Source organism: Atlantibacter sp. MEI4A-1023 (assembly GCF_056155425.1).
The window spans coordinates 3109864-3132097 of record NZ_CM149568.1; the positions used below are offsets into that span (position 1 = coordinate 3109864).

At 54.9% G+C, this 22234-nt stretch carries 20 protein-coding genes and 1 tRNA gene; 7 read left to right on the forward strand and 14 right to left on the reverse strand.

Going from position 1 to position 22234, the window contains the following annotated elements; all coding sequences use genetic code 11:
* Positions 1-62: 62 nt before the first annotated feature.
* Positions 63-1256, reverse strand: a complete 1194-nt coding sequence (locus ACVV26_RS14875) for a Bcr/CflA family multidrug efflux MFS transporter (protein WP_312978385.1) — start codon at positions 1254-1256, stop codon at positions 63-65.
* 15 nt (positions 1257-1271) lie between these two features.
* Entirely contained in the window at positions 1272-1979 is a 708-nt protein-coding gene (gene rsuA, locus ACVV26_RS14880) for a 16S rRNA pseudouridine(516) synthase RsuA (protein WP_474797988.1), read from the reverse strand.
* Between the two features lie 141 nt (positions 1980-2120).
* Between rsuA and radD the strand changes: the two genes are divergently transcribed.
* Both radD and rplY read left to right on the forward strand, forming a co-directional pair.
* Positions 2121-3878, forward strand: coding sequence for a DNA repair helicase RadD (gene radD / locus ACVV26_RS14885; protein WP_474797990.1), 1758 nt, complete (start codon positions 2121-2123; stop codon positions 3876-3878).
* Positions 3879-4002: 124 nt separating this feature from the next.
* Positions 4003-4287: a 50S ribosomal protein L25 gene (gene rplY / locus ACVV26_RS14890; protein WP_312978379.1), complete on the forward strand. Its 285-nt coding sequence runs from the start codon at positions 4003-4005 to the stop codon at positions 4285-4287.
* A gap of 65 nt (positions 4288-4352) precedes the next feature.
* Here the strand turns inward: rplY and yejK are convergent, their stop codons facing one another.
* Positions 4353-5357: a nucleoid-associated protein YejK gene (gene yejK, locus ACVV26_RS14895; RefSeq protein ID WP_474797992.1), complete on the reverse strand. Its 1005-nt coding sequence runs from the start codon at positions 5355-5357 to the stop codon at positions 4353-4355.
* A gap of 135 nt (positions 5358-5492) precedes the next feature.
* On the opposite strand from yejK, the gene ACVV26_RS14900 reads away from it, so the two are divergent.
* The 4 genes from ACVV26_RS14900 to ACVV26_RS14915 all read left to right on the forward strand — a co-directional run bounded on the left by ACVV26_RS14900 (position 5493) and on the right by ACVV26_RS14915 (position 8420).
* Positions 5493-5720: a YejL family protein gene (locus ACVV26_RS14900; protein ID WP_125291603.1), complete on the forward strand. Its 228-nt coding sequence runs from the start codon at positions 5493-5495 to the stop codon at positions 5718-5720.
* A 19-nt stretch (positions 5721-5739) separates the two neighbouring features.
* Positions 5740-7503 (forward strand): LPS biosynthesis-modulating metalloenzyme YejM, encoded by a 1764-nt coding sequence (gene yejM, locus ACVV26_RS14905; protein ID WP_312978375.1) that lies wholly within the window; start codon positions 5740-5742, stop codon positions 7501-7503.
* Positions 7504-7579: 76 nt separating this feature from the next.
* Positions 7580-7656 (forward strand) — tRNA-Pro (locus ACVV26_RS14910).
* Between the two features lie 89 nt (positions 7657-7745).
* Positions 7746-8420, forward strand: a complete 675-nt coding sequence (locus tag ACVV26_RS14915) for an SOS response-associated peptidase (protein WP_474797994.1) — start codon at positions 7746-7748, stop codon at positions 8418-8420.
* A 2-nt stretch (positions 8421-8422) separates the two neighbouring features.
* Here ACVV26_RS14915 and ACVV26_RS14920 read toward each other — a convergent pair whose 3' ends face one another.
* Positions 8423-9298: a siderophore-interacting protein gene (locus ACVV26_RS14920; protein ID WP_474797996.1), complete on the reverse strand. Its 876-nt coding sequence runs from the start codon at positions 9296-9298 to the stop codon at positions 8423-8425.
* A gap of 219 nt (positions 9299-9517) precedes the next feature.
* Between ACVV26_RS14920 and ACVV26_RS14925 the strand changes: the two genes are divergently transcribed.
* Positions 9518-11716 carry a TonB-dependent siderophore receptor gene (locus ACVV26_RS14925; RefSeq protein WP_474797998.1) on the forward strand — a complete coding sequence of 733 codons (2199 nt, stop codon included), beginning with the start codon at positions 9518-9520 and terminating at the stop codon, positions 11714-11716.
* Between the two features lie 13 nt (positions 11717-11729).
* Here ACVV26_RS14925 and ACVV26_RS14930 read toward each other — a convergent pair whose 3' ends face one another.
* The 10 genes from ACVV26_RS14930 to ACVV26_RS14975 form a co-directional block, all read right to left on the reverse strand.
* On the reverse strand, positions 11730-12689 hold the full coding sequence (locus tag ACVV26_RS14930) for a LysR family transcriptional regulator (protein WP_474798000.1): 960 nt from the start codon (positions 12687-12689) through the stop codon (positions 11730-11732).
* Entirely contained in the window at positions 12661-12981 is a 321-nt protein-coding gene (locus ACVV26_RS14935; protein ID WP_474798002.1) for a DUF202 domain-containing protein, read from the reverse strand. Before ACVV26_RS14935 ends, ACVV26_RS14930 begins: the two co-directional genes overlap by 29 nt.
* A gap of 15 nt (positions 12982-12996) precedes the next feature.
* A complete protein-coding gene (locus ACVV26_RS14940) occupies positions 12997-13350 on the reverse strand; it encodes a YidH family protein (RefSeq protein WP_474798004.1) in 354 nt (117 codons plus the stop codon).
* Between the two features lie 78 nt (positions 13351-13428).
* Positions 13429-15192 (reverse strand): sulfatase, encoded by a 1764-nt coding sequence (locus ACVV26_RS14945; protein WP_474798006.1) that lies wholly within the window; start codon positions 15190-15192, stop codon positions 13429-13431.
* A gap of 1 nt (position 15193) precedes the next feature.
* Positions 15194-16612, reverse strand: coding sequence for an MFS transporter (locus tag ACVV26_RS14950; RefSeq protein WP_474798008.1), 1419 nt, complete (start codon positions 16610-16612; stop codon positions 15194-15196).
* Between the two features lie 312 nt (positions 16613-16924).
* Positions 16925-17887: a sugar-binding transcriptional regulator gene (locus ACVV26_RS14955; RefSeq protein ID WP_312978364.1), complete on the reverse strand. Its 963-nt coding sequence runs from the start codon at positions 17885-17887 to the stop codon at positions 16925-16927.
* Positions 17888-18008: 121 nt separating this feature from the next.
* Positions 18009-18866 carry a phosphogluconate dehydrogenase C-terminal domain-containing protein gene (locus tag ACVV26_RS14960; protein ID WP_474798010.1) on the reverse strand — a complete coding sequence of 286 codons (858 nt, stop codon included), beginning with the start codon at positions 18864-18866 and terminating at the stop codon, positions 18009-18011.
* A complete protein-coding gene (locus ACVV26_RS14965) occupies positions 18856-19701 on the reverse strand; it encodes a sugar phosphate isomerase/epimerase family protein (RefSeq protein WP_474798012.1) in 846 nt (281 codons plus the stop codon). Before ACVV26_RS14965 ends, ACVV26_RS14960 begins: the two co-directional genes overlap by 11 nt.
* Positions 19698-20489, reverse strand: coding sequence for a triose-phosphate isomerase family protein (locus ACVV26_RS14970; RefSeq protein ID WP_474798014.1), 792 nt, complete (start codon positions 20487-20489; stop codon positions 19698-19700). Before ACVV26_RS14970 ends, ACVV26_RS14965 begins: the two co-directional genes overlap by 4 nt.
* Positions 20480-22234, reverse strand: coding sequence for a dihydroxyacetone kinase family protein (locus ACVV26_RS14975; protein WP_474798016.1), 1755 nt, complete (start codon positions 22232-22234; stop codon positions 20480-20482). The genes ACVV26_RS14970 and ACVV26_RS14975 overlap by 10 nt, the downstream gene beginning before the upstream one ends.

The following is a 22234-nucleotide window of genomic DNA, read 5'->3' on the forward strand; positions in this document are numbered from 1 at the left end:
GGGGAATTTATTCGTTGATATGGATTAAGAAAGGGGTAGTTTTCGTACCCCTTGAGTGGCAGTTAACGGTGTCTTTTGGGACGACTGGCGTAGAGGTAGAAAAGAATTGAGCAGGTCGCGCAAAACGCGATAGAGCCGATCATCGGCCAGGCGGAATTGAAGGTGAACATCGAGAGCAACGCGCCGGTAATCGCGCCGATGCCGAAACGGAACGTCCCCGCCAGCGACGATGCCGTGCCCGCCATATGCGGGAACTCATCCAGAATCACCGCCATGGCGTTAGACGCCACCATAGAAATACAGCCGACAAACGCCGCCACACCCAGCACCAGTGCCCAGAAGCCGAAGTTAAACTGCGCGCTGACCACCATCCACACCGCCATCGCAAACTGAATAAACAGCCCGGTGCGAAACATACGCAGCGCCCCGATGCGGCGCACAAAGCGGCTGTTAAATATCGTCATCACAAACAGGAACACGATATTCAACGCAAAGTAATAGCCGAAATCCTGTGGCGAGACGTGGTTGATTTCGATATAGACAAACGGACCGGCGCTCAGGAATGAGAACATCCCGGCGAAGCTGAAGCCGCTGGCAAGCATATAGCTGAGCACGCGCTTATGGCGAAACAGCGAGGCAAAGTTGCCTATTGTGGTGCGGAAATGGAATTTCTGCCGCCGTTCTGCTGGAAGCGTTTCCGAAATCAGGAAGAAGATCATTGCTGAAGCAATCAGCGCCGCCACCGCAAGGATCCAGAAAATGGTGTGCCAGCTGAACCACACCAGCACCGCACCGCCCACCATCGGGGCCACCAGCGGGGCAATGGTCGTGACCAGCATGACAAACGACATCATGCGCGAGAACTCCTCTTTGGGATAGATATCACGCATCAGGGCGTTAATCACCACGCTTGCCGCTGCCGCCGCCAGGCCGTGGAGAAAACGCATAGCGATCAGCTGATCGATAGTCTGGGATAACGCGCAGGCAATCGCCGCCACGGCAAACACCAGCGTACCGCCGAGGATCACCGGCTTACGGCCCAGGCTGTCCGCCATCGGGCCATAAAACAGCTGCCCCACCGCGAAACCCAGAATATAGGTGCTGAGCGTCATCTGGGCGCTGCCTGCAGGCACGCCGAACTGCTGGGAAATCACCGGCAACGCCGGCAGATACATATCGATAGACAGCGGCATCAGCATGGCTAACAGGCCAAGAATGACGACGATCCCCATCGAAGAATTTTGTCGGGTGGTCACTCCACTCTCCTGAATTTAACGTGACGGCAAGCCAACGCTGGCTATTTCGTCTTCGGTCAGCGGGCGGTATTCGCCCGGCGCTAAATCTTCATCCAGTTCAATTGCGCCGATACGCTCGCGGTGCAGTTCCACCACGTGATTCCCTACTGCGGCAAACATGCGCTTCACCTGGTGGTAACGGCCTTCGCTGATGGTCAGACGCACATCCGTCGGCGTCATCACTTCAAGCACGGCCGGTTTGGTGAGATCTTTTTCGTTATGCAACTGAACGCCTTTCGCGAACCGTTCGGCGGTATCATCGGCCACCGGCGATTCCAGCGTTACGCGATAGGTTTTCTCGCAGTGATGGCGCGGCGACGTGATACGATGGGACCACTGGCCGTCATCGGTCAGCAACACCAGACCGGTGGTATCGATATCCAGACGCCCGGCGGCATGCAGTTTGTGCGCCAGCGGTTCATCCAGGAAATAAAGAATGGTGGGATGATCCGGATCGTCGGTGGAGCAGACGTAGCCCTGGGGTTTGTTCAGCATAAAATAGCGCGGGCCGGTCTGCTGCACCAGGGAGTTGCCCTCGTAGGCCACATCATGTTCGGGTTTCAGTTTGAACGCGGTATCTTTTACGGGTTCGCCATCAACGGTTACCCGGCTGGCGCGAATCTCACGCCCGGCAATAGCGCGGCTGATGCCGAGCTGCTGGGCGATAAATTTATCAAGTCGCATTGAAGTTTTTTGCCTGTTAAACGCGGTCCAGCATGGGCTGGTAATGAAAGAAATCATCAAGACCGGTCAGTATAGCGGGCTAACGGACTCGCTCAAGATTAAAATGATGTTTCGCACGCTAATGAATTTGAAAAGCACGCAATGTTAACGCTACGACCCTATCAGCGCGAGGCGGTAGACGCCACCCTCGCCCACTTTCGAAAATCCGCTGAACCCGCTGTGATTGTCCTGCCGACCGGCGCGGGGAAAAGCATTGTTATCGCCGAACTGGCGCGGGTTGCGCGCGGGCGCGTGTTGGTACTGGCGCACGTCAAAGAGCTGGTGGAGCAAAACCACGCCAAATATTGCGCCCTCGGGCTGGAGGCGGATATCTACTCCGCCGGGCTGAAGCGCAAGCAGAGCCAGGCCAAAGTGGTATTCGGCAGCGTGCAGTCGGTGGCGCGCAATCTCGATGAGTTTCAGGGCGAGTTCTCGCTGCTGATTGTCGATGAGTGCCACCGCATCAGCGACGATAACGACAGCCAGTACCAGCAGATTTTGCGCCATCTGCGCCAGAGCAATCCACGGCTGTGCCTGCTGGGCTTGACCGCCACACCGTTCCGGCTCGGTAAAGGCTGGATTTATCAGTACCACTATCACGGCATGGTGCGCGGCGACCAGAACGCCCTGTTCCGCGACTGCATCTATGAACTGCCGCTGCGCTACATGATCAAACACGGATACCTCACCCCGCCGGAACGGCTGGATATGCCGGTGGTGCAGTACGACTTCAGCCGCCTTCAGCCGCAGGCGAACGGGATTTTCAGCGAGGCAGATCTTAATCTGGAGCTGAAAAAACAGCGGCGAATTACGCCGCATATCATCAGCCAGATCGTCGATTTCGCCGCTACCCGCATGGGGGTGATGATTTTCGCCGCCACGGTCGAACACGCCAGGGAAATCACTGGCCTGCTGCCTGCCGGAGAAGCGGCGCTGATCACCGGCGAAACGCCCGGCCCGGAGCGCGACCTGCTGATTAATGATTTCAAAGCACGCCGCTTTCGCTATCTGGTGAATGTGTCGGTACTGACGACCGGTTTCGATGCGCCCCATGTCGACGTGATAGCGATTCTGCGCCCGACCGAGTCGGTCAGTTTGTATCAGCAAATCGTCGGGCGTGGGCTGCGGCTGTTTGAGGGCAAAACCGACTGTTTAATCCTTGATTACGCAGGCAACCCGCACGATCTGTTTACCCCGGAAGTCGGCACGGCAAAAAAAGGCTCGGACAATGTGCCGGTGCAGGTGTTCTGCCCAGGCTGCGGCTTCGCCAATACATTCTGGGGAAAAACCACCGCAGACGGTACGCTGATTGAGCATTTCGGGCGGCGCTGCCAGGGCGTGCTGGAGGATGACGACGGCAATCGCGAACAGTGCGACTACCGCTTTCGTTTCAAAAACTGCCCGCAATGCAATGCGGAAAACGATATCGCCGCCCGCCGTTGCCACCAGTGCGATACCATTCTGGTTGACCCCGACGATATGTTAAAAGCAGCGCTGAAGCTGAAAGACGCGCTGGTGCTGCGCTGTAGCGGGATGCAGTTACAAAGCGGCAGCGATGCGAAGGGCGAGTGGCTTAAAGCCACCTATTACGACGAAGACGGCGCGGATGTCAGTGAGCGCTTCCGTCTGCACACGCCCGCGCAGCGCACCGCCTTTGAACATCTGTTTTTGCGCCCTCATACCCGCACGCCTGGCATACCGCTGCGCTGGATCACGGCGGCGGATATCGCGGCGCAACACGCGCTGCTGCGCCACCCAGACTTTGTAGTGGCACGGATGAAAGATCGCTTCTGGCAGGTGCGGGAAAAGGTGTTCGACTATCAGGGCCGCTACCGCCGCGCCAACGAATTACGCGGTTAGCGGCGGTTTTCATTGAAGCCAGGGGCGGTTATGGCTATAATCCCGCCCGCTTTTGCATCCGCAAAGCAGATAATCTGCCTGTCGCTGGGTCGCCTGCGACAGGAATTAAAGAAGAGAAAAGTTAATGTTTACTATCAACGCAGAAGTACGTAAAGAGCAGGGTAAGGGTGCGAGCCGCCGCCTGCGCACAGCGAACAAATTCCCGGCCATCATTTATGGCGGTGAAGACGCTGCAATTGCCATCGAACTGGACCACGACCAGGTTATGAACATGCAGGCTAAGCCTGAGTTCTACAGCGAAGTTCTGACTATCGCTGTTGATGGTAAAGAAGTAAAAGTTAAAGTTCAGGCCGTACAGCGTCACGCTTACAAGCCGAAACTGCAACACATCGACTTCGTTCGCGCGTAATTGCCGGGCTGGTCTGAAGAAACGCCGCGTAATGCGGCGTTTTTTTTGGCCTTTATTTTTGGCCTTTATTTGCCAGACGTGCGGCGCTGAAGCTGGTCGCGCAGATTTGGCGGAGTGCCCTTGATGGTCAGCGTGTCGGTGGCCGGGTCCCAGAAAATACGCTCGCCCAGCAACATAGCGTCGAAATTAATCGTCAGCCCGCCGCCGCTACCAGCATATTTGGTTAACTGGCGCAGCGTACTGCGATCCGCCGGGAAACTCTCTTCCAGTTCATAGCCCTGCTCGGCGGTAAACGCCTCAAAACTCACTTCGCTAACGCCAGAAAGCTCTTTCGACAGCGATGCCAGTTCGATTTCTTCGCCCGCCTGCAATTGTTCGTTGCAGTAGCTGTAAACCTGCTGACGCACGTTCTGGCGCTCGGCTTTATCCAGCTGCGCTTCCGCCGTGTAGTCATCCACCGCCTGTAGCAAACCGCGGTTTTGCGCTTTGGCGTTCAGGCCTTCACTGGCCCCGAGGAAATCCATAAAGAAATCGGCGACCTTGCGCCCTACCCGTCCTTTCAGAAAAGTCAGATAACGGGTCGATTCCGGGTTGGTTTCCCACTCAGTGAGATCGATGCGCGCCACGATGTCTGCATGGTTGATATCCAGATAATGGGTTGAGCTGATATCCAGATTTTCATTAACCCGCATACTGCTGAGGTTATTCAGCACCGCCACCAGCAGGTATTCCACCGCCAGATAACGGTAGTGGCAAAACAGCACGATGCCGCCGTCGGCAAACGGGTATTTCGCCAGTTCATCGCGCAGACGCCCGGTGGCGGCGCGGCTAAAGCCCAGGAAATCGTCTTCGCCCTGACGGCACAGACGCAGCGACTGCGCCAGCTCGCTCTCTTCATTAAATAAGCCATAGGCTTTGTTTTTCGCACTATAAACGCGATGCAGCTCCGCCATCATCTCTTCCACGGCGGCATTCGGCTCCAGCAGCGAATCGCGGAGCACCAGCTCCAGATTCTGCTCATCACGCTTAATTAACTGGTGTATTGCAATCTGGTCGATATCCAGACTCATGATAAACTCTCCTTTTAGGCCGGGCGGTATTCAACCACTGACCGACGTCCGCTGCAACTGCTGATAAAAATGGGGAAATATTACCGTTGCTACGGTAATATATCGGACTTTCTCGAACTTAACTGACGTAGATTTATGCCACAACTCTCCCGCTATAGTGATGAACGCGTTGAAGCGCTGCTTACAGAAATGGTGAACGTGCTGGAAAAGCATAAGGCGCCGACCGACCTGTCTTTGATGGTGCTCGGCAATATGGTGACCAACCTTATCAATACCAGTATCAGTCCGTCCCAGCGCCAGGCGCTTGCTCACTCGTTTGCCGAGGCGCTAAAGTCTTCGGTTCGTGAAGACGACGCGCACTAAGGAATACAGTTAATACGTTATGGTGACTAACCGTCAGCGCTACCGTGAAAAAGTCTCCCAGATGATCAGCTGGGGGCACTGGTTCGCCCTGTTTAATATTCTGATGGCTATGGCCGTCGGTAGCCGCTATCTGTTTGTCGCCGACTGGCCCACTACCCTGGTGGGGCGCGTCTATTCGTATATCAGCCTGGCCGGGCACTTTAGCTTTCTGGTGTTCGCCGGCTACCTGCTGATCCTGTTCCCGCTGACCTTCATTGTGATGTCGCAGCGGTTGATGCGCTTTTTATCCGCCATTCTGGCCACCACTGGCCTGACGCTGCTGCTGATTGACAGCGAAGTATTTACCCGCTTCCACTTACACCTCAACCCGGTGGTATGGGAGCTGGTAATCAACCCCGATCAGAGCGAGATGGCCCGCGACTGGCAGTTGATGTTTATCAGCGTGCCGGTGATTTTACTGATTGAGATGCTGTTTGCGACATGGAGCTGGCAGAAATTGCGCAGTCTCTCGCGTCGTCGGCATTATGCGCGCCCGGTGGCGATTTTCTTTTTCGTGTCGTTTATCGTCACCCACGTGGCTTATATCTGGGCCGACGCCAATTTCTATCGTCCGATTACCATGCAGCGCGCTAACCTGCCGCTCTCCTATCCGATGACCGCGCGGCGCTTTCTTGAGAAACATGGTCTGCTGGATGCGGCGGAGTACCAGCGCCGCCTGGTGGAGCAAGGCAATCCGGAAGCGGTGTCGGTGCAGTACCCGCTGAGCGAACTGCGCTATCGCGATTTAGGCGCGGGCTACAACGTGCTGTTGATTACTGTTGACGGGCTTAATTATTCGCGCTTCGAGCAGCAGATGCCTGCCCTGGCGCAGTTCGCCGCACAGAACGTTAACTTTACCCAGCATATGAGCTCCGGCAATGCCACTGATAACGGTATATTCGGCCTGTTCTACGGCATCTCGCCTGCGTATATGGATGGCGTATTGTCGGCGCGTATTCCGGCTGCGCTAATTACCGCGCTGAACCAACAGGGTTATCAGTTGGGCCTGTTCGCCTCTGACGGCTTTAACAGTTCGCTGTACCGCCAGGCGCTGCTGTCTGATTTCTCGCTGCCTGCGGCGCAGAACCAGTCCGATGAACAGACGGCCTCACGCTGGGTCAACTGGCTGAATCAGTATGCATCTGAAGATAACCGCTGGTTCTCCTGGGTGGCGCTGAACGGCACTAACCTGCCTGAGGACACCCAGCAAAAAGACTTCGCTCGCCGTTATGGCCGCGCCGTCAGCGATGTGGATAACCAAATTCAGCGGATTCTGGCGTCGCTGCAAAGTAAAGGCAAACTGGAAAATACCGTGGTGATTGTCACGGCGGGCCACGGCGTGCCGCTGGGCGAACAACGCGATAGCTTTGACTGGTCGCGCTCGCATCTGCAAGTGCCGCTGGTGGTTCACTGGCCGGGCACGCCTGCACAGCGCGTGGGTAAGCTGACCGATCACCAGGACGTGATGACCACGCTGATGCAGCGCCTGCTGCACGTACGCACCAGCGCCAATGAATATTCCCAGGGCGAAGACCTGTTTGCACCAACGCGTAAGAACAACTGGGTGGTCAGCGCGGATGCCCTGACGCTGGCGATAACCACGCCGGAACAGACGGTCGTTCTGGAAAACAGCGGCAAATACCAGATTTATAATCCAGCCGGTGAAAAAGTGAAGGAAACCAAACCGCAGCTAGGTTTGCTGTTGCAGGTGCTGACTGACGAAAAACGGTTTATCGCTAACTGATTGATTAATTATAAATCACTCGGTAAGCGCGCCCTTGCAATCAGCGTGGAAACAGGTAGTATTAGCGACCACAAATCGGCACGTAGCGCAGCCTGGTAGCGCACTGTCATGGGGTGTCAGGGGTCGGAGGTTCAAATCCTCTCGTGCCGACCAAAATTCCCTAAGAAAACCAACCCACTGCGGTTGGTTTTTTTATGCCTGCGATTTGGCACTTATACTTCCCTTAAACACGGGAGGTCACTATGTGCGGACGTTTCGCCCAGGCGCAAACGCGTGAAGCCTATCTCAGCCAGTTGGCTGAACAACTCGAACGCGATATCCCTTACGATCCTGAACCCATTGGCCGCTACAACGTTGCGCCAGGCACCAAAGTGCTGTTGTTAAACGAGCGCGATGAGCAGTTGCATCTCGATCCCGTCCACTGGGGCTACGCGCCGGGCTGGTGGAACAAAGCGCCGTTGATCAACGCGCGAGTCGAAACCGCTGCAACCAGCCGCATGTTCAAGCCGCTGTGGCAGCATGGGCGGGCGATTGTTTTCGCCGACGGATGGTTTGAATGGAAAAAAGAAGGCGATAAAAAGCAGCCGTATTTTATCTATCGTCAGGATGGGAAACCGCTGTTTTTCGCTGCCATCGGCAGTACGCCGTTTGAGCGCGGCGATGAAAACGAAGGCTTTCTGATTGTTACCGCAGCCGCAGATAAGGGGCTGATTGATATCCACGACCGACGCCCACTGGTCCTGACGCCGGAAGCCGCGCTGGCGTGGATGAGCCAGGATATCGGCGGAAAAGAAGCGGAAGAGATAGCCCAAAAAGGCGCAGTTTCGGCGGGGGATTTTACCTGGCATCCGGTAACGCGCAGCGTCGGGAATATCAGAAATCAGGGAGCGGAGTTGATTGCGCCGCTGGAGGCGTAACGTTATTTGTTGCTCCAGTAGGCCATAAAGTTCACGCAGGCCCTATCAAGGTTGCGATCGCCGGTCAGATAGCGACGCAGCTTTTTCACGGTCGACGACTCGCCGGCGACCCAGGCGTAAAACGGTTTTTTGCCTTCTGCGCGCTCCCAGATGTCATCTTCCAGTAAGCTGCTGGAGGCCAGCGACTGCGCCTGGCACTGCGCCCAGTGAGGAATATTCACGTTCGCTTTAACCGCATCCAGCAGTGCGTCGCCGAAGCGATCGGACTCGCGCGCAATCCAGCGCACGCGGGCAAAACTAAACGCGCTTACGTCGTGAATATCTTCTTTATGCGGCACTTCTATAAACGCCTGAACCTCAGGCGGATGCGCGGATTTCGCCAGTTGTTCAAGAATCCCCAGGGCGGCAGGCAGCGCGGTTTCATCGGCAATCAGCAACGCCTGGTTTACCTGCACAGGCGGCAGCCACTCGTAGCCGCCGCTGTCGCCATCAAATGCCGCATCCGGTGCAACTACCAGCAGGCGCTCGCCAGGGCATGCGTGCGTGGCCCAGCGCGATGCCGGACCCTTTTCCCCATGCAGTACGAACTCGACGTCCATTTCCCGTGCATCGCGGCGCAAGGCTCGGAGTGTATAGGTCCGCATCACGGGACGCATCTCTTTCGGCAACGCCAGATAATCCTGGTACCAGTTTTCCCCCTTCCCTAATCCCGGCGGAAACTCACCGTTTTCACTGAACAACAGTTTGATGCGCTGATCCGGCGCGTCATGCTTCATCTGCGCCACATCATCGCCGGTAAATACGCAGCGCAGCAGTGAAGGCGTGATGTGATGTCGTGATTTCAGCGTGAGGTTGAAGAGTCGATAGCTGGCGGCCATAGCGATGAGTCCTTAGAGGTCCGGCGAGTTGGATAACCCCTCAATAAACAAGGAAATATGAACAGAGATTTGCAAGCAAATATTGCAAAAACGCTTGTCTTTGTAAATGTAATAAATATCATTATGAGAATAATTACCAATTCAAATCAATGCTTCTGCAACTGCTTGTGCTGCGCCTTTTATCGGGGCAAGGCACTTAACTTAACGGAATAACAACTGATGATAGCCAACCGCCGTACCCGCTGGGTGCTGAACCCCGTGCTGCTCGCCATGCTCTCCACGCCCGCTTTCGCTGCTGATACCAAAGAAGATACTCTTGTCGTCTCCGCCAACCGCGCGCATCGCAGCGCCACCGATATGGCGCAAACCACCTGGGTGATCGAAAAGCAGGAAATCGAACAACAGATGCAGGGCGGGAAAGAGATCAAAGAGATCCTCGCCCAGTTGATCCCCGGGATGGACGTCAGCAGCCAGGGCCGCACCAACTACGGCATGAATATGCGTGGACGTTCGATGATGGTGATGGTTGACGGCGTGCGCCTGAACTCGTCGCGTACCGACAGCCGCCAGTTGGATGCCATCGATCCGTTTAACATCGAGCGCATCGAAGTCATTTCCGGCGCGACATCACTGTATGGCGGCGGTAGCACCGGTGGGTTGATTAATATCGTGACCAAAAAAGGCCAGCCGGAGCAGGAAGTAGAACTGCAACTGGGCGGGAAAAGCGGCTTCAACAGCCATAACGATCACGATGAAAACGTCGCGGCGGCGGTGAGCGGTGGCAACGATAACGCATCGGGCCGCATGTCCGTCTCCTACCAGCGATTTGGCGGCTGGTATGACGGCAACGGTGATGAAGTCATCATCGATAATACCCAGACTGGCTTACAGTATTCCGACCGTCTGGACGTGATGGGCACCGGGACGATTAATATTAATGAAACCCAGCAGTTGCAGCTCACCACGCAGTATTACAAAAGCCAGGCGGATGGCGACCACGGCCTGTACCTGGGCCGTAACTTCTCCGCCGTTACCGGCCAGGGCAACGCCTATAACGCCAGCAATCTCGATTCTGACCGTATTCCGGCAACCGAGCGTCACTTAATCAATCTGCAATATTCCAACACCGATTTCTGGGGCCAGGATTTGGTGGCGCAGATTTATTATCGCGATGAGTCCCTGACGTTTTATCCGTTCCCCACTCTGGGCCGCACCGGCGTCACCAGTATTGGTGCCTCCCAGCAGAAAACCGATTTTTACGGCGGCAAGCTAACGCTTAACAGTACCTTATTCGACAGCCTGAATTTGACTTACGGCGTGGACGCTGAACATGAAACTTTCGACGCCAACCAGCAATTCTTCGATCTGGCGAAAGCCCAGCAGTCCGGCGGGATGACGCTGGAAAATAGCTATAACGTGGGGCGCTACCCGAGCTACAGCATCACTAACCTCGCGCCGTTCCTCCAGACCAGCTATGACATTAACGACATCTTTACCCTGAGCGGCGGTGTGCGTTACCAGCACACTGAAAACAAAGTGGATGATTTCATCGGCTACGCCCAGCAGCAGGCCATCGCTACCGGGGCAGCGACCTCTGCGGACGCGGTGCCCGGCGGCAAAACCGACTACAACAACTTCCTGTTTAACGCCGGTCTGCTGGCGCACCTGACTGAACGCCAGCAAACCTGGTTTAACTTCTCTCAGGGCTTTGAAATCCCGGATCTGGCGAAGTATTACGGCTCCGGCACTTACCGCCTGAATAATGGCCATTACCAGTTGCTGAATAGCGTCAACGTTAACGACTCCACGCTGGACGGCATCAAAGTGAACGCATATGAGCTCGGCTGGCGCTATACCGGGGATAATCTGCGCACCCAACTGGCGGCGTACTATTCCCTGTCGGACAAAACCATTTCCATTAACAAAACCGACATGACCATCAATCTGGATGATGACGAACGCCGAATTTACGGGCTTGAAGGCGCGGTGGATTACTTCTTTACCGACAGCGACTGGAGCACCGGTGCGACCTTTAACGTGATCAAATCGGAAACCAAACAGGAAGGGAAATGGGAAAAACTGACCGTCGATGCCGCCAGCCCGTCTAAAGCCACCGCGTATGTTGGCTGGGCGCCAGGCGACTGGAGCCTGCGCGTGCAGACCCAGCAAACCTTTGACTTAACCGACAGTGCCGGGAAGAAAATCGACGGTTATAACACCATTGATGTGCTGAGCAGCTATAACCTGCCGGTGGGTAAAGTGAGCTTCAGCGTGGAAAACCTGCTGGATGAAGACTACACCACCACCTGGGGACAACGTGCGCCAGGGCTGTACAGCCCCACTTACGGTGCCGCCGATCTGTATACCTATAAAGGTCGCGGGCGTACGTTTGGGGTGAATTACTCGGTACTGTTCTAAAATCTGACAGGCGTCATGTTGAAGATGCCGATCGCCTGAGGCGTTCGGCATCTTTTGTCATAATCGTTTCGATAAAATCCTTTTTGTGCGGGTATTTAAGTACATCGCTGATATACATCACCCCGGTTTGAAACGACGGTAATTCCCTTGCCGTATCAAGCGTGACGAGCCCCCTTCTGTGGGCTTCTTGTTCAAGCTGTAGAGGCAACGCCAGAATACATTGGCTTTGCTCAACCAGCGCCATGGCATTCGACACCGAATAAACCTCAAAACGAATCGACTCCGGCGGAATTTGATATAAAAGCGGATCGTTAAATTCGCCTTCATCCTCGCCGTGTTTCAATACGATCCAGTCGCACTGGCTCAGTTGCTTTTCCGTGATGTGAGGAACTTTCGCCCAGGGATGCTCGCCTGAACAAAACAGCTTAAATTGCGTGGTAAAGACCGGTACATAGTTTATGGCCGAGATCCGCTTTTCCGGCGCGGGGATTGCGCCTAACGCCAAATCGCACTCCCCTTTCAACAGGTGAGTTTGTCCGGTTGCCGAGTTACAGCTCTTAATAACAATACGCACGTGAGGATACTGGGCCATGTACGTTCTGGTTAAGTTAAACAATACCCCATGACTCCATGCATGCCCGCATTCCAGCACTAACGTTTGCCGGTGATTGCGCTTGATGGCATCAATATCCAGCATCGCTTTTTGATAGTTGCGGTCTAACAGACAGGCATGCTGATAAAGGCTTTCGCCATAGACCGTCAGAGAAATGTTTTTGCCGCCGCGGATAAGCAGAGGAGCTTCGAGCGCGGATTCGAGCCGTTTCATATTTTGCGTCAGCGTTGGCTGAGAGATAAAGAGCGCCTCGGCGGCTGCGGTGAACGTTTTTTTATCGACCAGAATTTTGAACTGAAAAATAAGTTTATGCAGATACATACTGGCCACCTTAAAGAAGCAGAGCAATACCGCGTTCAATACAAAAGCAGATGCTGGCAATAAACAGCGCAAGGCTAAACAGCCCTGTTGCGATATGTTTGCGCGCAAGGCTGTTTGCAGAGCCTGAACTCTTCGGGTAAAAACGCGTTGTTTTGTTTACCCACAGGTGAGCGCTTGCAGCCAGCATCAGTACAGTCGCGGGTATCAAATAAAAGCGATGACGTAATATCACGCCATAACGAAAAAAAAGCAGGGCTACCGTAAAAAATAAGCAGCATGTTCTCCCCCACGATAACAGCGTACGCTCAGGCTGGAGGCCATGATCAGACATGATCAGAATTACCTTTTAAAGCAGGTATATCAGACAGATAACCCATATCACAATCCCCAAAAGATAGCATGATAGCGTCAGCAATACAGGCGAATAGAGCAGGTCGTGCTCGTTTCGCATCGCGATTTCGTTGCTCCGCCAGCGCAGCCAGCCCGCCACGCTAAGAAAGGCCGCTCCTGCTGCCAGCATTAGCGACAATACATGCCATGAAAAGGCGTTATCGTTGGGGACGTTATGAACAATCAGTTGTTCAATCCCCACCGCGCCCGCCAGCAGCGCCAGGGCTGTACGAATCCATGCCAGGAAGGTTCGCTCATTCGCCAAAGAAAACCGATAATCGGGCCGTTTACCCTGTTGCGTCCATTTCACGTTAGAAAGGCCTTGTTTATAAGCACCAGCATGTGCACGACGCTATGCCCTTGCCTAAACAAGGGCAAGGTTCGGGATTTAATAAGGTTTATTGAAAAGCGCACTCAAGCTGGATTCATAGCTACCTGTGGCATAACGCTGCATCAGCATTTCCCTTTTCAAAAAATCGCCGCTAAAGGTACGGGCAACGTCATTCAAAAAGACTTTACCACCCGGCGCGGCCGCAATCTCAAGCAGCAATGCTTTTGTATCTGGATGCATGTTGATATCCGCCAGGCGTCCAAGATGCTGGTTAAGTACCTGACGTCGGTGTTGATGTTCATCTGCAATAAAAACAGGCGTAATCAGGTTAATGTCTTCAGGAATACCTAAACGCCGCCATTCATCAACGGGTGCCTGTGCGGCGGTCAGGGCCTGCGCCAGCTTTTTCAATAAAACAGCTTCCCGTTCAGGATCTTTCAGAGGATGTTCCTGACGCGGATCGTCGTTGAGGTCGAAAAGTAAATTGCCGTGGGCATAAGAGCTATAAAACCCTGCGGAGCCGGGCACTTTTAAAACGGGTAGGTGTTGCGTAAACGAGAAACCGGGATGCAGTGTGGTCTGCCTGAGTTCGTCGGCGTTAAACCTACGGCGCATCCGCGTTGGCATCAGCGTGTATTCATACAGTGGCTGGTTTTCAGGCAGCTGGCTGCCGCGCATATAGACATATCTTCCATCGGTTATAGAGACATGCGCGCCAAAATAACCAAACAGGGCGTCAGACTTTATCGCCTGACGCGTGGCGACGATTTTTGATAAGGATTGCCCCGTCATCCCGGCCGTTTTTTCAATACCGAAATAGTCAAGCAAGGTGACAGAGAGATCATGCATCTGCGCTAATTCGCTACGGCTTTCATTCGCTATTCCGCATTTTGGATCCCAGATAAAGAAAGGTACATGGGCAATTTCGTTATAGACCGGCATAACGCTTTTACCCGACCACTCTTTCTCGCCAAGTAAAAAACCATGATCGGTATTTACCACCAGCAGCGTGTCTTTCCAGAGATCGTGGCGATCAAAGAAGTCGAGTATTTTGCCCAGATATTCATCGCACATCAGCATCAGCGCCTGGTAATGCTGCGCGGCACGAGCGACTTTTTGCGGGTTATTAATGCGTTCGGTTGAGCTGTATTCTGGCCAGTCGTCGTCATTGCCCACTAAATCAGGACTGACCATTCGTTTAAAGCGGTCGGGAACCGCAAATGGCTCATGGGGATCAAAACTTTCAATCTGTAACAGCCAGTTATCCTGCTGGTAATTTTCTGCAAGAAACTCCAGTCCACGTTGATAGCAACGCGCCTGCGGATAATCCTGCTCTTCTTTAAAATAGCTGCGGTTAATACGGTCATGCAGGATCATATTTTGCCGGAGCGGCTCGGCTTTTTGCCAGCTATTCAGCTGGTCGACGCCGCTAAATCCTAATTTCGCTTTCCATAAATCCCCCTCCTGACCCCGGACAAACTCATAGCTGCTATAGCGATTATGGTAGGTTGCGCCGCCATCTTCCCAATAGTGTTGATGATCGGTGATAAGATGAGAATAAATTCCCTTTTTCTTCATCATTTCAAAAATAGAATCATCGAACGGCTCAAGCGGCCCCCAACTGCGATGCAAAAAATTTAATCTACCGGTATGAAGATCGCGCCTCGCGGGCATACAGGGCATTGACCCCACATAATAATTGTCGAAACGTACCGTCTTTTTTGCCAGCCTTGTGAAATTAGGCAATGGAAAAGCGTCAGGGTTATAGGGCGGTAATTGATCGCGACGAAGCGTATCAAACATTAGCATAACGGCTTTCATATTATTCTCCCGAGCCAAGTAGTTTCATGCAGATATCTTTATGATTTTTGCGGTTAAGCGGATAAAAAATCATGGCGAATAATGAAATTAACTGCCCGCAGACGGGGGTCATGACCATTAAAAAGGTCAGCCCGGTGAGCGCCCCCTCCGATTGGCTTTCCATCCCCGGCATATATCCAATTAATTGCAGCATCCATCCCAATACAAACGCGCCAACGGCTGAGCCCAATTTATTCGAAAACGTCAGTGAGGCAGAGGCGATGCCGGCGGCATTTTTCTTTGTTTTCCAGCGCAGCTCGTCGGCGCAATCCGTCACCATCATCCAGGTAATTAACGAACCGGCCTGACAAAACGCCATCAGCAGCGCGAGCATAAAAATAGTGTATGAGACATGGTTGGGATCGAATGTCAGCCATAACACCAGGGAGGGAATAATCGCGATACAACAGGCCATAACAAATGCCGTTTTATTGCCATAACGCTGCACCAGGAATTTAACCACCAGGTACATTAACGCGCCGAAAAACATATTAAGCAACGCCCCTGTAGCCACCAGGCGTGAACTGTGCAAAACCCAGATATAAAACTGTACCGTAACGCCCGCCATAATAGAGAGCGATAAGGTATTTGCCGCTGAGGCCAATGCCAGGCACCCCAGCGATCGGCGTTGAAAGGCCAGTGATAACTGCTTAAATACCTCTACAACGATATTCCCGCTGTCTTCACTTTCCCGGATAGTTAATGCGGCTTGATCCTGCTGAATACGCGTCCAGTTATCCTGATGGCGGGCTCCCCAGGCGCATAGCCAAAAACCCAGCGTCGTCACCACGCCAAATAAAACGCCTAAATAGCGATAACTGCTGGCATCAACTAGCGGTTCACCCGTTGCGCCATTATTGTGGCTAAACGCTGAAAGTATCACTATCCCACCCGCGCTAACGATAAACTGGGCAATAATTCCGGTAAATTGCTTTAACAGAACGATATTACTACGCTCACTGACCTTATCCGTTATATAGGCGGTTAATGAATGGTAGGGAATATTGGCGCCGGTTGAGGCAATAGAATAGAGCATGTAAATCGCGGCAATATAGATGACGCGCCCGGTCGGTGAAAGGTCAGGTGAAGCGAATACCAGCCACGTAGTCACCCCTAAAACCGGTGCCGACGTGATGATCCAGAAACGGTATTTGCCCAGCTTCGTTCGGGTTCGGTCGCCTATAGCGCCCATTATCGGGTCGATAAAAGCATCGATACCCCTTGCGGCCAGAGTAATAGCGCCAACGGTGGCGGGATTAACGCCATAAATGTCCGACGCATAGGTAATAAAAAAAACCAGCATGGCATAAAAACTAAGGTTTGAGGCGAATCCCCCGCCTATCGCATAACAGATTTTTTCGGAAAGCTTTAACCGTTCCATTATATTTATCCTGTAATTTATGACGCCTCCATTATTAATAAACGGCAGGCTGGCAGGATAATTGCTTCGATAAACGCACTATAGAGTAAATCTATACTGTCTGGCACCGCCTGCGCTTTGCCGCAATTAACATATTAAAAAGCTTCTTTTTTTTGATTGCATGACGTTTCGGGAAAGCGAAGTCCCGCATTAAAGCAGCGTTCAATTTTGTGACTGGATTCTAATTCTTAACCCGCCAGAAACAGGCCATAAAAAATGCCAGTCACCTCAGTGACTGGCATTTTCTCATAGAGACGTGATTAACAGGATAGCTTACTGCGTCATACTCAAAATCGTGCGGATGTTGCGCGCGCTGGTGGCGATAACATCAATCGCCCCGGTGCGCAACGCGCCCATAATCGACATTGCTTTCGTGTTCTCCGAGGCGATGGCAATCACGCACGGGATCTGGCGCAGCTCTTCCACGCTCAACCCAATGACGCGGTCGTCCATAACGGTATTGACGTGCTTGCCCTGGGCGTTAAAGAAATCATAACCCGCGATATCCCCGGTGACGCCCTGATTCAGGCTGGCGTCGTTAATTTCCTGCGGGGTAAACCAGCCCAGCTTGACCATATAGCTGTTCTCGTTCATATCGCCGATGCCCACCAGCGCAATATCCGCCTTGCGGGCGCGATCGAGGGTCTCTTTGATGGTGCCATTGCGCATCAGCGCGGCTTTCAGTTCCGGGTTTTCCACATAGGCAGGCGCGTACAGCGACTCGCTGCTGCCGCCAAATTTTTTGGCCAACAGACGGCTGATGTGGTCGGCGTTAATCACGTCGCCGGTGCGGTGCGTGCCGCCAATTCCGCAAATAAAGCGGCAATCTTTCGCCTGAATGGGGCTGGTGTATTCCGCCACCGCCGCCACATTGCGGCCCTGGCCGACGGTTACCACCATATTGTCGCGCAGGTTGTTGGCGAGATAACCGGAGACTAACGCAGCCACCTGGCGGCGCTGTTCGTCTTCGTCGTTATGGTCGAGGGCGATTAACGCGCGGCTAATCGGGAAACGCTCCTGCATCTGCTTTTCAAGCTGGGTGCTGAACACCGGATGGTAGCGGACATTGATTTCGACAATGCCCTCTTCTTTGGCGCGCTTAAGCAGGCGGCCAACTTTAATGCGGGAAAAACCAAATCGATTCGCGATCTCTTCCTGAGTCACCTCATCGCAGTAGTACGCAATAGCGATCTCGGTGAGTAGTTCAAAATCCTGACTCTGGCTGGATTTATCCATGCGAGGCGCGTTCTCCATTGACGGGAAAGAAAAGACCTGTAAGGTGCAGAAAATTATATCAGAGAAACATTAATTTAATGAAACAATGCTCTGCCGCGCGGATCGCGGCAGAGCCTGTGGCTTAACGCTTAATGCTATCGATTTTCAGCATCCGGGCAATAACTTTATCCAGCTCCTGCTCTTCAAAAATCACTTTCCAGTCCGGCTTCACAATTTTCTCGCGGCCATATTCCATGGCGATCATGCAGGCGTCGGAGAACGGGTTGGTGGCGCGGAACGCCACGGCCAGGGCAATCTGAATATGGCCGTACAGCATCGCTTTCGCCGCTTCTTCCGGCACGCCGCTGTGTTTGACGGTTTCATCCAGCGCTTCTTTCATAAATGCGCCGACCATACAGGCCACGGTTTCTACCAGCGTCGGCTCCAGATACGCCAGTTGCTTCACCGTCACCCAGTGCACCTGCTCGACCGGGCCATACATGCAGCTGATCACCTTGCTCAGTTCGGCTTTTTGCGCATCGCTGCCGGTTTCATAAGAGGCCGCCACGTGCTGCACCGCCGCCACGCCGCCAAAGGCATCGGCATGTTCTTCTTTGGTGTAGCGCTGGAGGAACACCGACGGATGGCACGGATGCGCTACCGCGTATTCAATGCCGTCGCGCTGGGCGATCAGGTTCGCATAGGCCGCTGCCGGGTCGAGGGTCAGCAATACTGCGCCCGGTTTCATCTGCGGCACCACGGCTTCAGACACTTTGCCCAGCACAATATCCGGCACCGCCAGGATCACCACGTCGCTCACCGGCACGACGGACTGCGCGTCGGAAAGCTCACGGCCCTGATCGGTAACCTGTTGCTGCGCAGCGGGCGAGTTTTCGCAGTAAAACACGTGATAGTCGCTCTTCTGGAAATTCGCCGAAATACGCATCCCCATTTTGCCGCCCGCACCGATTACGGTAATAGTTTTCAATTCAGCAGACATGATGTGACTCCCTGGATATCGTTGAGGAATGATTGGAGGTTTGTTTATCAAGCAGATACTTCATGTTGTGTTCAGTCCAGGCCGCTTCGACGCGGCAGGAACATTCACCGTCGCCCTGCCAGGGCAACCAGTGCTCAATAATCTGGTTAATGCCGCGGGTTTGCGGCTCGATTTGCTGGTAAATCTCATCGTAGCGCAGCAACCCTTCGCCGAGCTTCGCGCCCGCAAGAGTAAAGCCCACCCAGCCGTCGCGGCGCGAGAAGGCGAAATCTTTGACGTGCCAGTTGAGGACGTAAGGCGCGGTTTTCGCCACCACGTCCATTGGTGCCTCCAGGCTGGCGACGCAGTTAGCCGGGTCGAGGCAGATGCCGACCAGCCCTGAGTTAATCGCTTTCACCAGCGCGATATTGTCGTCGGTAGGCACCTGTTCATAGGTTTCCAGACAGATCGCCACGCCCTGGTTTTCAAACGACGGCAGCACGCTTTCCACGCTGCGCTGGGCTTCGCTAAGCGTCGGACGATGTTCCGGGCTGTTGATCATGGTGCGCAGCAGGGCGCAATCCAGCTCGCCAGCAATCGCCAGGTAGCGTTGCAGGTGCGCAGGCATGACGCCTTTGGTACCAAGCTCAAGGGTAATGCCGGCCCGCGCGGCATGTTGCGCCAGGCGCGCCCGTTCGCTGGATGACCAGCCGGTAATTTGCGGATAATCACAAATCTGGAACACCGTCGCGCCAAGACGCGCGCTGTCGTCGACAGCCTCAAACAGGCTCATCGGTTTGGGCGCTTTATCTGACAGTTGCCAGAAATAAGCGTAAGTACTGAGTCCAAGTTTCATGCGCTCTCCTGATTTTCGGCATGCGTTAACAGGGTGTAGGCTTCATCAAGGATGGCCTGCATCGCGGCGGGCTGATGGGCGAAGCGGCCCAGAAACAGCCCGTCGACGTGCGGCCACAGCTGGGTCAGCAATCCCGGCCCGGCACTGCCGCCATAAATCACGCGGTGATCGCCCGGCAGCGCTGAGAGATGCGCCCGCAACCCTGCGCATACGGTCTGAATGTAGTCGGGGGAAGCCGGTTGCGGCGCGCCGATAGCCCACTGCGGCTCCCAGGCAAAAATTAAGTCCCCGGTGAGGGCGTGCTGTTGCAGAAAATGGATAATCACGTCCGCTTCCTGGATAGCGAAAGCGGTGGCGCTGTCGAGGCTCATTTTTTCCGGCTCGCCGATGCAAATCACCGGCGTTAAGCCATTCTCCAGCGCTAACTGGACTTTGCGGCAAATCACCGCCTCGTCCTCATGAAAATGACGGCGACGTTCGGCGTGGCCGATTTCAACAAACTTCCCGCCCATCTCGCTAACCATCGCCGCGCTGGTTTCTCCGGTCCACGCGCCAGGTTCAGCGGGCGCGATGTTTTGCGTGCCGATCTTCATGGCGGTGCCGTTAAATGTACGCAGCGTACCCTCGATCGCTGGTGCCGACGGAAAGGTAAACAGCGTGGCGTGCGGGCAGGCGCTCAGCAGCGGGTGCTGGCGAAGGATTTCCGCGACCTGCTGGCTCCATTCCATCGTTTGCTGATAGCCAAAATACATTTTCAGGCTCACGCCGAGCGTCAGTTTCACTGACATACCGCCCCCTCTTTTGCGCTGTCCGGGACAGAGGTAAAGCAGTTGCCCACCGCCGTGACGATCATCGCCAAAGAAACCGCACCGGCGTCGGGCGTGCCCAGGCTGCGTTCCGCCAGCGGACGGGCGCGACCCATCTTCGGCAGCAGTTGCGCGGTCTCTTTGGCACATTGCTCAGCGTGGCGGGCGGCGTTGTTCCAGGCCTGGGCCAGCGGTAAACCGTTATTCACTTCCGCGATCAGCGCGTCGCTAAACGGCAGCAACACGTCCACCAGGGTTTTATCGCCGGGTTTGGCTTTGCCGAAATGCATCACGCCGTGGGCGGCATCGTTGACCGCCTGGGCCACTACGCGGGCATCCGGGCGCTGTTGATTGCCGATCCCGGTGCCGATGGTGTTTAAAATCACGCCCCAGATTGCGCCGGAGGTGCCGCCTGCCTGGTCGGCCCAGGCGTCGGCGGCCTGCTGTAATACCGTGCCCGCCCCTGCGCCCAGCGCCAGGCAGCGATGCGCGCTGTCCCGTGCCGCGCGTACCCCGCGCTCCATACCGATACCGTGGTCGCCGTCGCCCGCGATAGCATCGATACGGCCTAACTCTTCTACGTTTTGAATCACCACGTCGGCCAGCGCATCCACCATCGCGACGACGCGAACGGCGGCTTCACGCGATACGTCAGAGGCGTCCGGCACCGTGTCCTGCTGGCATTCGCCGCTGTCGCTGGCCTGTAACGGCTGCGCGACAATCACCGAGCCGCGTTTAAAGGCCGGGCTATAGGCCGGTGCCAGCCACAGCGCTTCCAGCTCGTCGGTAAACCAGGCGAGAGTCAGCGACAGCCCTGCCATATCGAAGCTGGTAACGAATTCGCCCACCTGCACATCGGCAAGCATCACACCCTGCTCGATCAGGCGCTGCTGAACGCCGTGCCACACCACGAACAGTTCTTCATATTTCACCGAGCCGAGGCCGTTGAGGATCGCTCCAACCCGCGCGCCCCTGGCGCTGACGCCTGGCGGTAATTCGTTGAGCAAATGTTCCACCAGCATATCGGCCAGCTCACCGGCCCCCGGCACCGCCATTTCGCGGATACCCGGCTCGCCGTGGATGCCCATCCCAAAGCCCATCTGCCCTTCCGGCACGGTAAACAATGGATGTTCAGCCCCCGGCAGAGTACAGCCGGAAAACGCCACGCCGATGGTGCGGGTGCGGTCGTTGGCGTGTTGGGCGATGGCAAGCACCTCCTGCAACGACGCGCCCTTTTCGGCGGCGGCGGCGGCGGCTTTAAACACCACCAGATCCCCCGCCACGCCGCGGCGTTTTTCTATTTCATTTTGCGATGCGCTGGTGATGTCATCGGTCACGGCGATCAATTCGCAGGGAATGCCTTCGGCAATCAACCGTTCACGGGCCAGACCAAAGTGCAGTACGTCGCCCGCGTAGTTGCCGAACGCTAACAGCACGCCTGCGCCGTTATTAGCGGCTTTCGCCACCGAACAAATCTGCTGGGCCGACGGCGAGGCAAACAGGTTGCCCATCGCCGCGCCGTGCGCCAGCCCCTGCCCCACCAGCCCGGCGAACGCCGGGTAATGGCCCGAGCCGCCGCCGATGACAATCGCCACCGTCCCTGGCTGACTTTGGGTATTACGAATAACCCCGCCCGGCACCTGCCGCACGATTTCAGCGTTGGCGCTGACAAAACCAGCCACCATCTCTTTGGCAAATTCGGAGGGATTATTAAATAGCCATGTCAT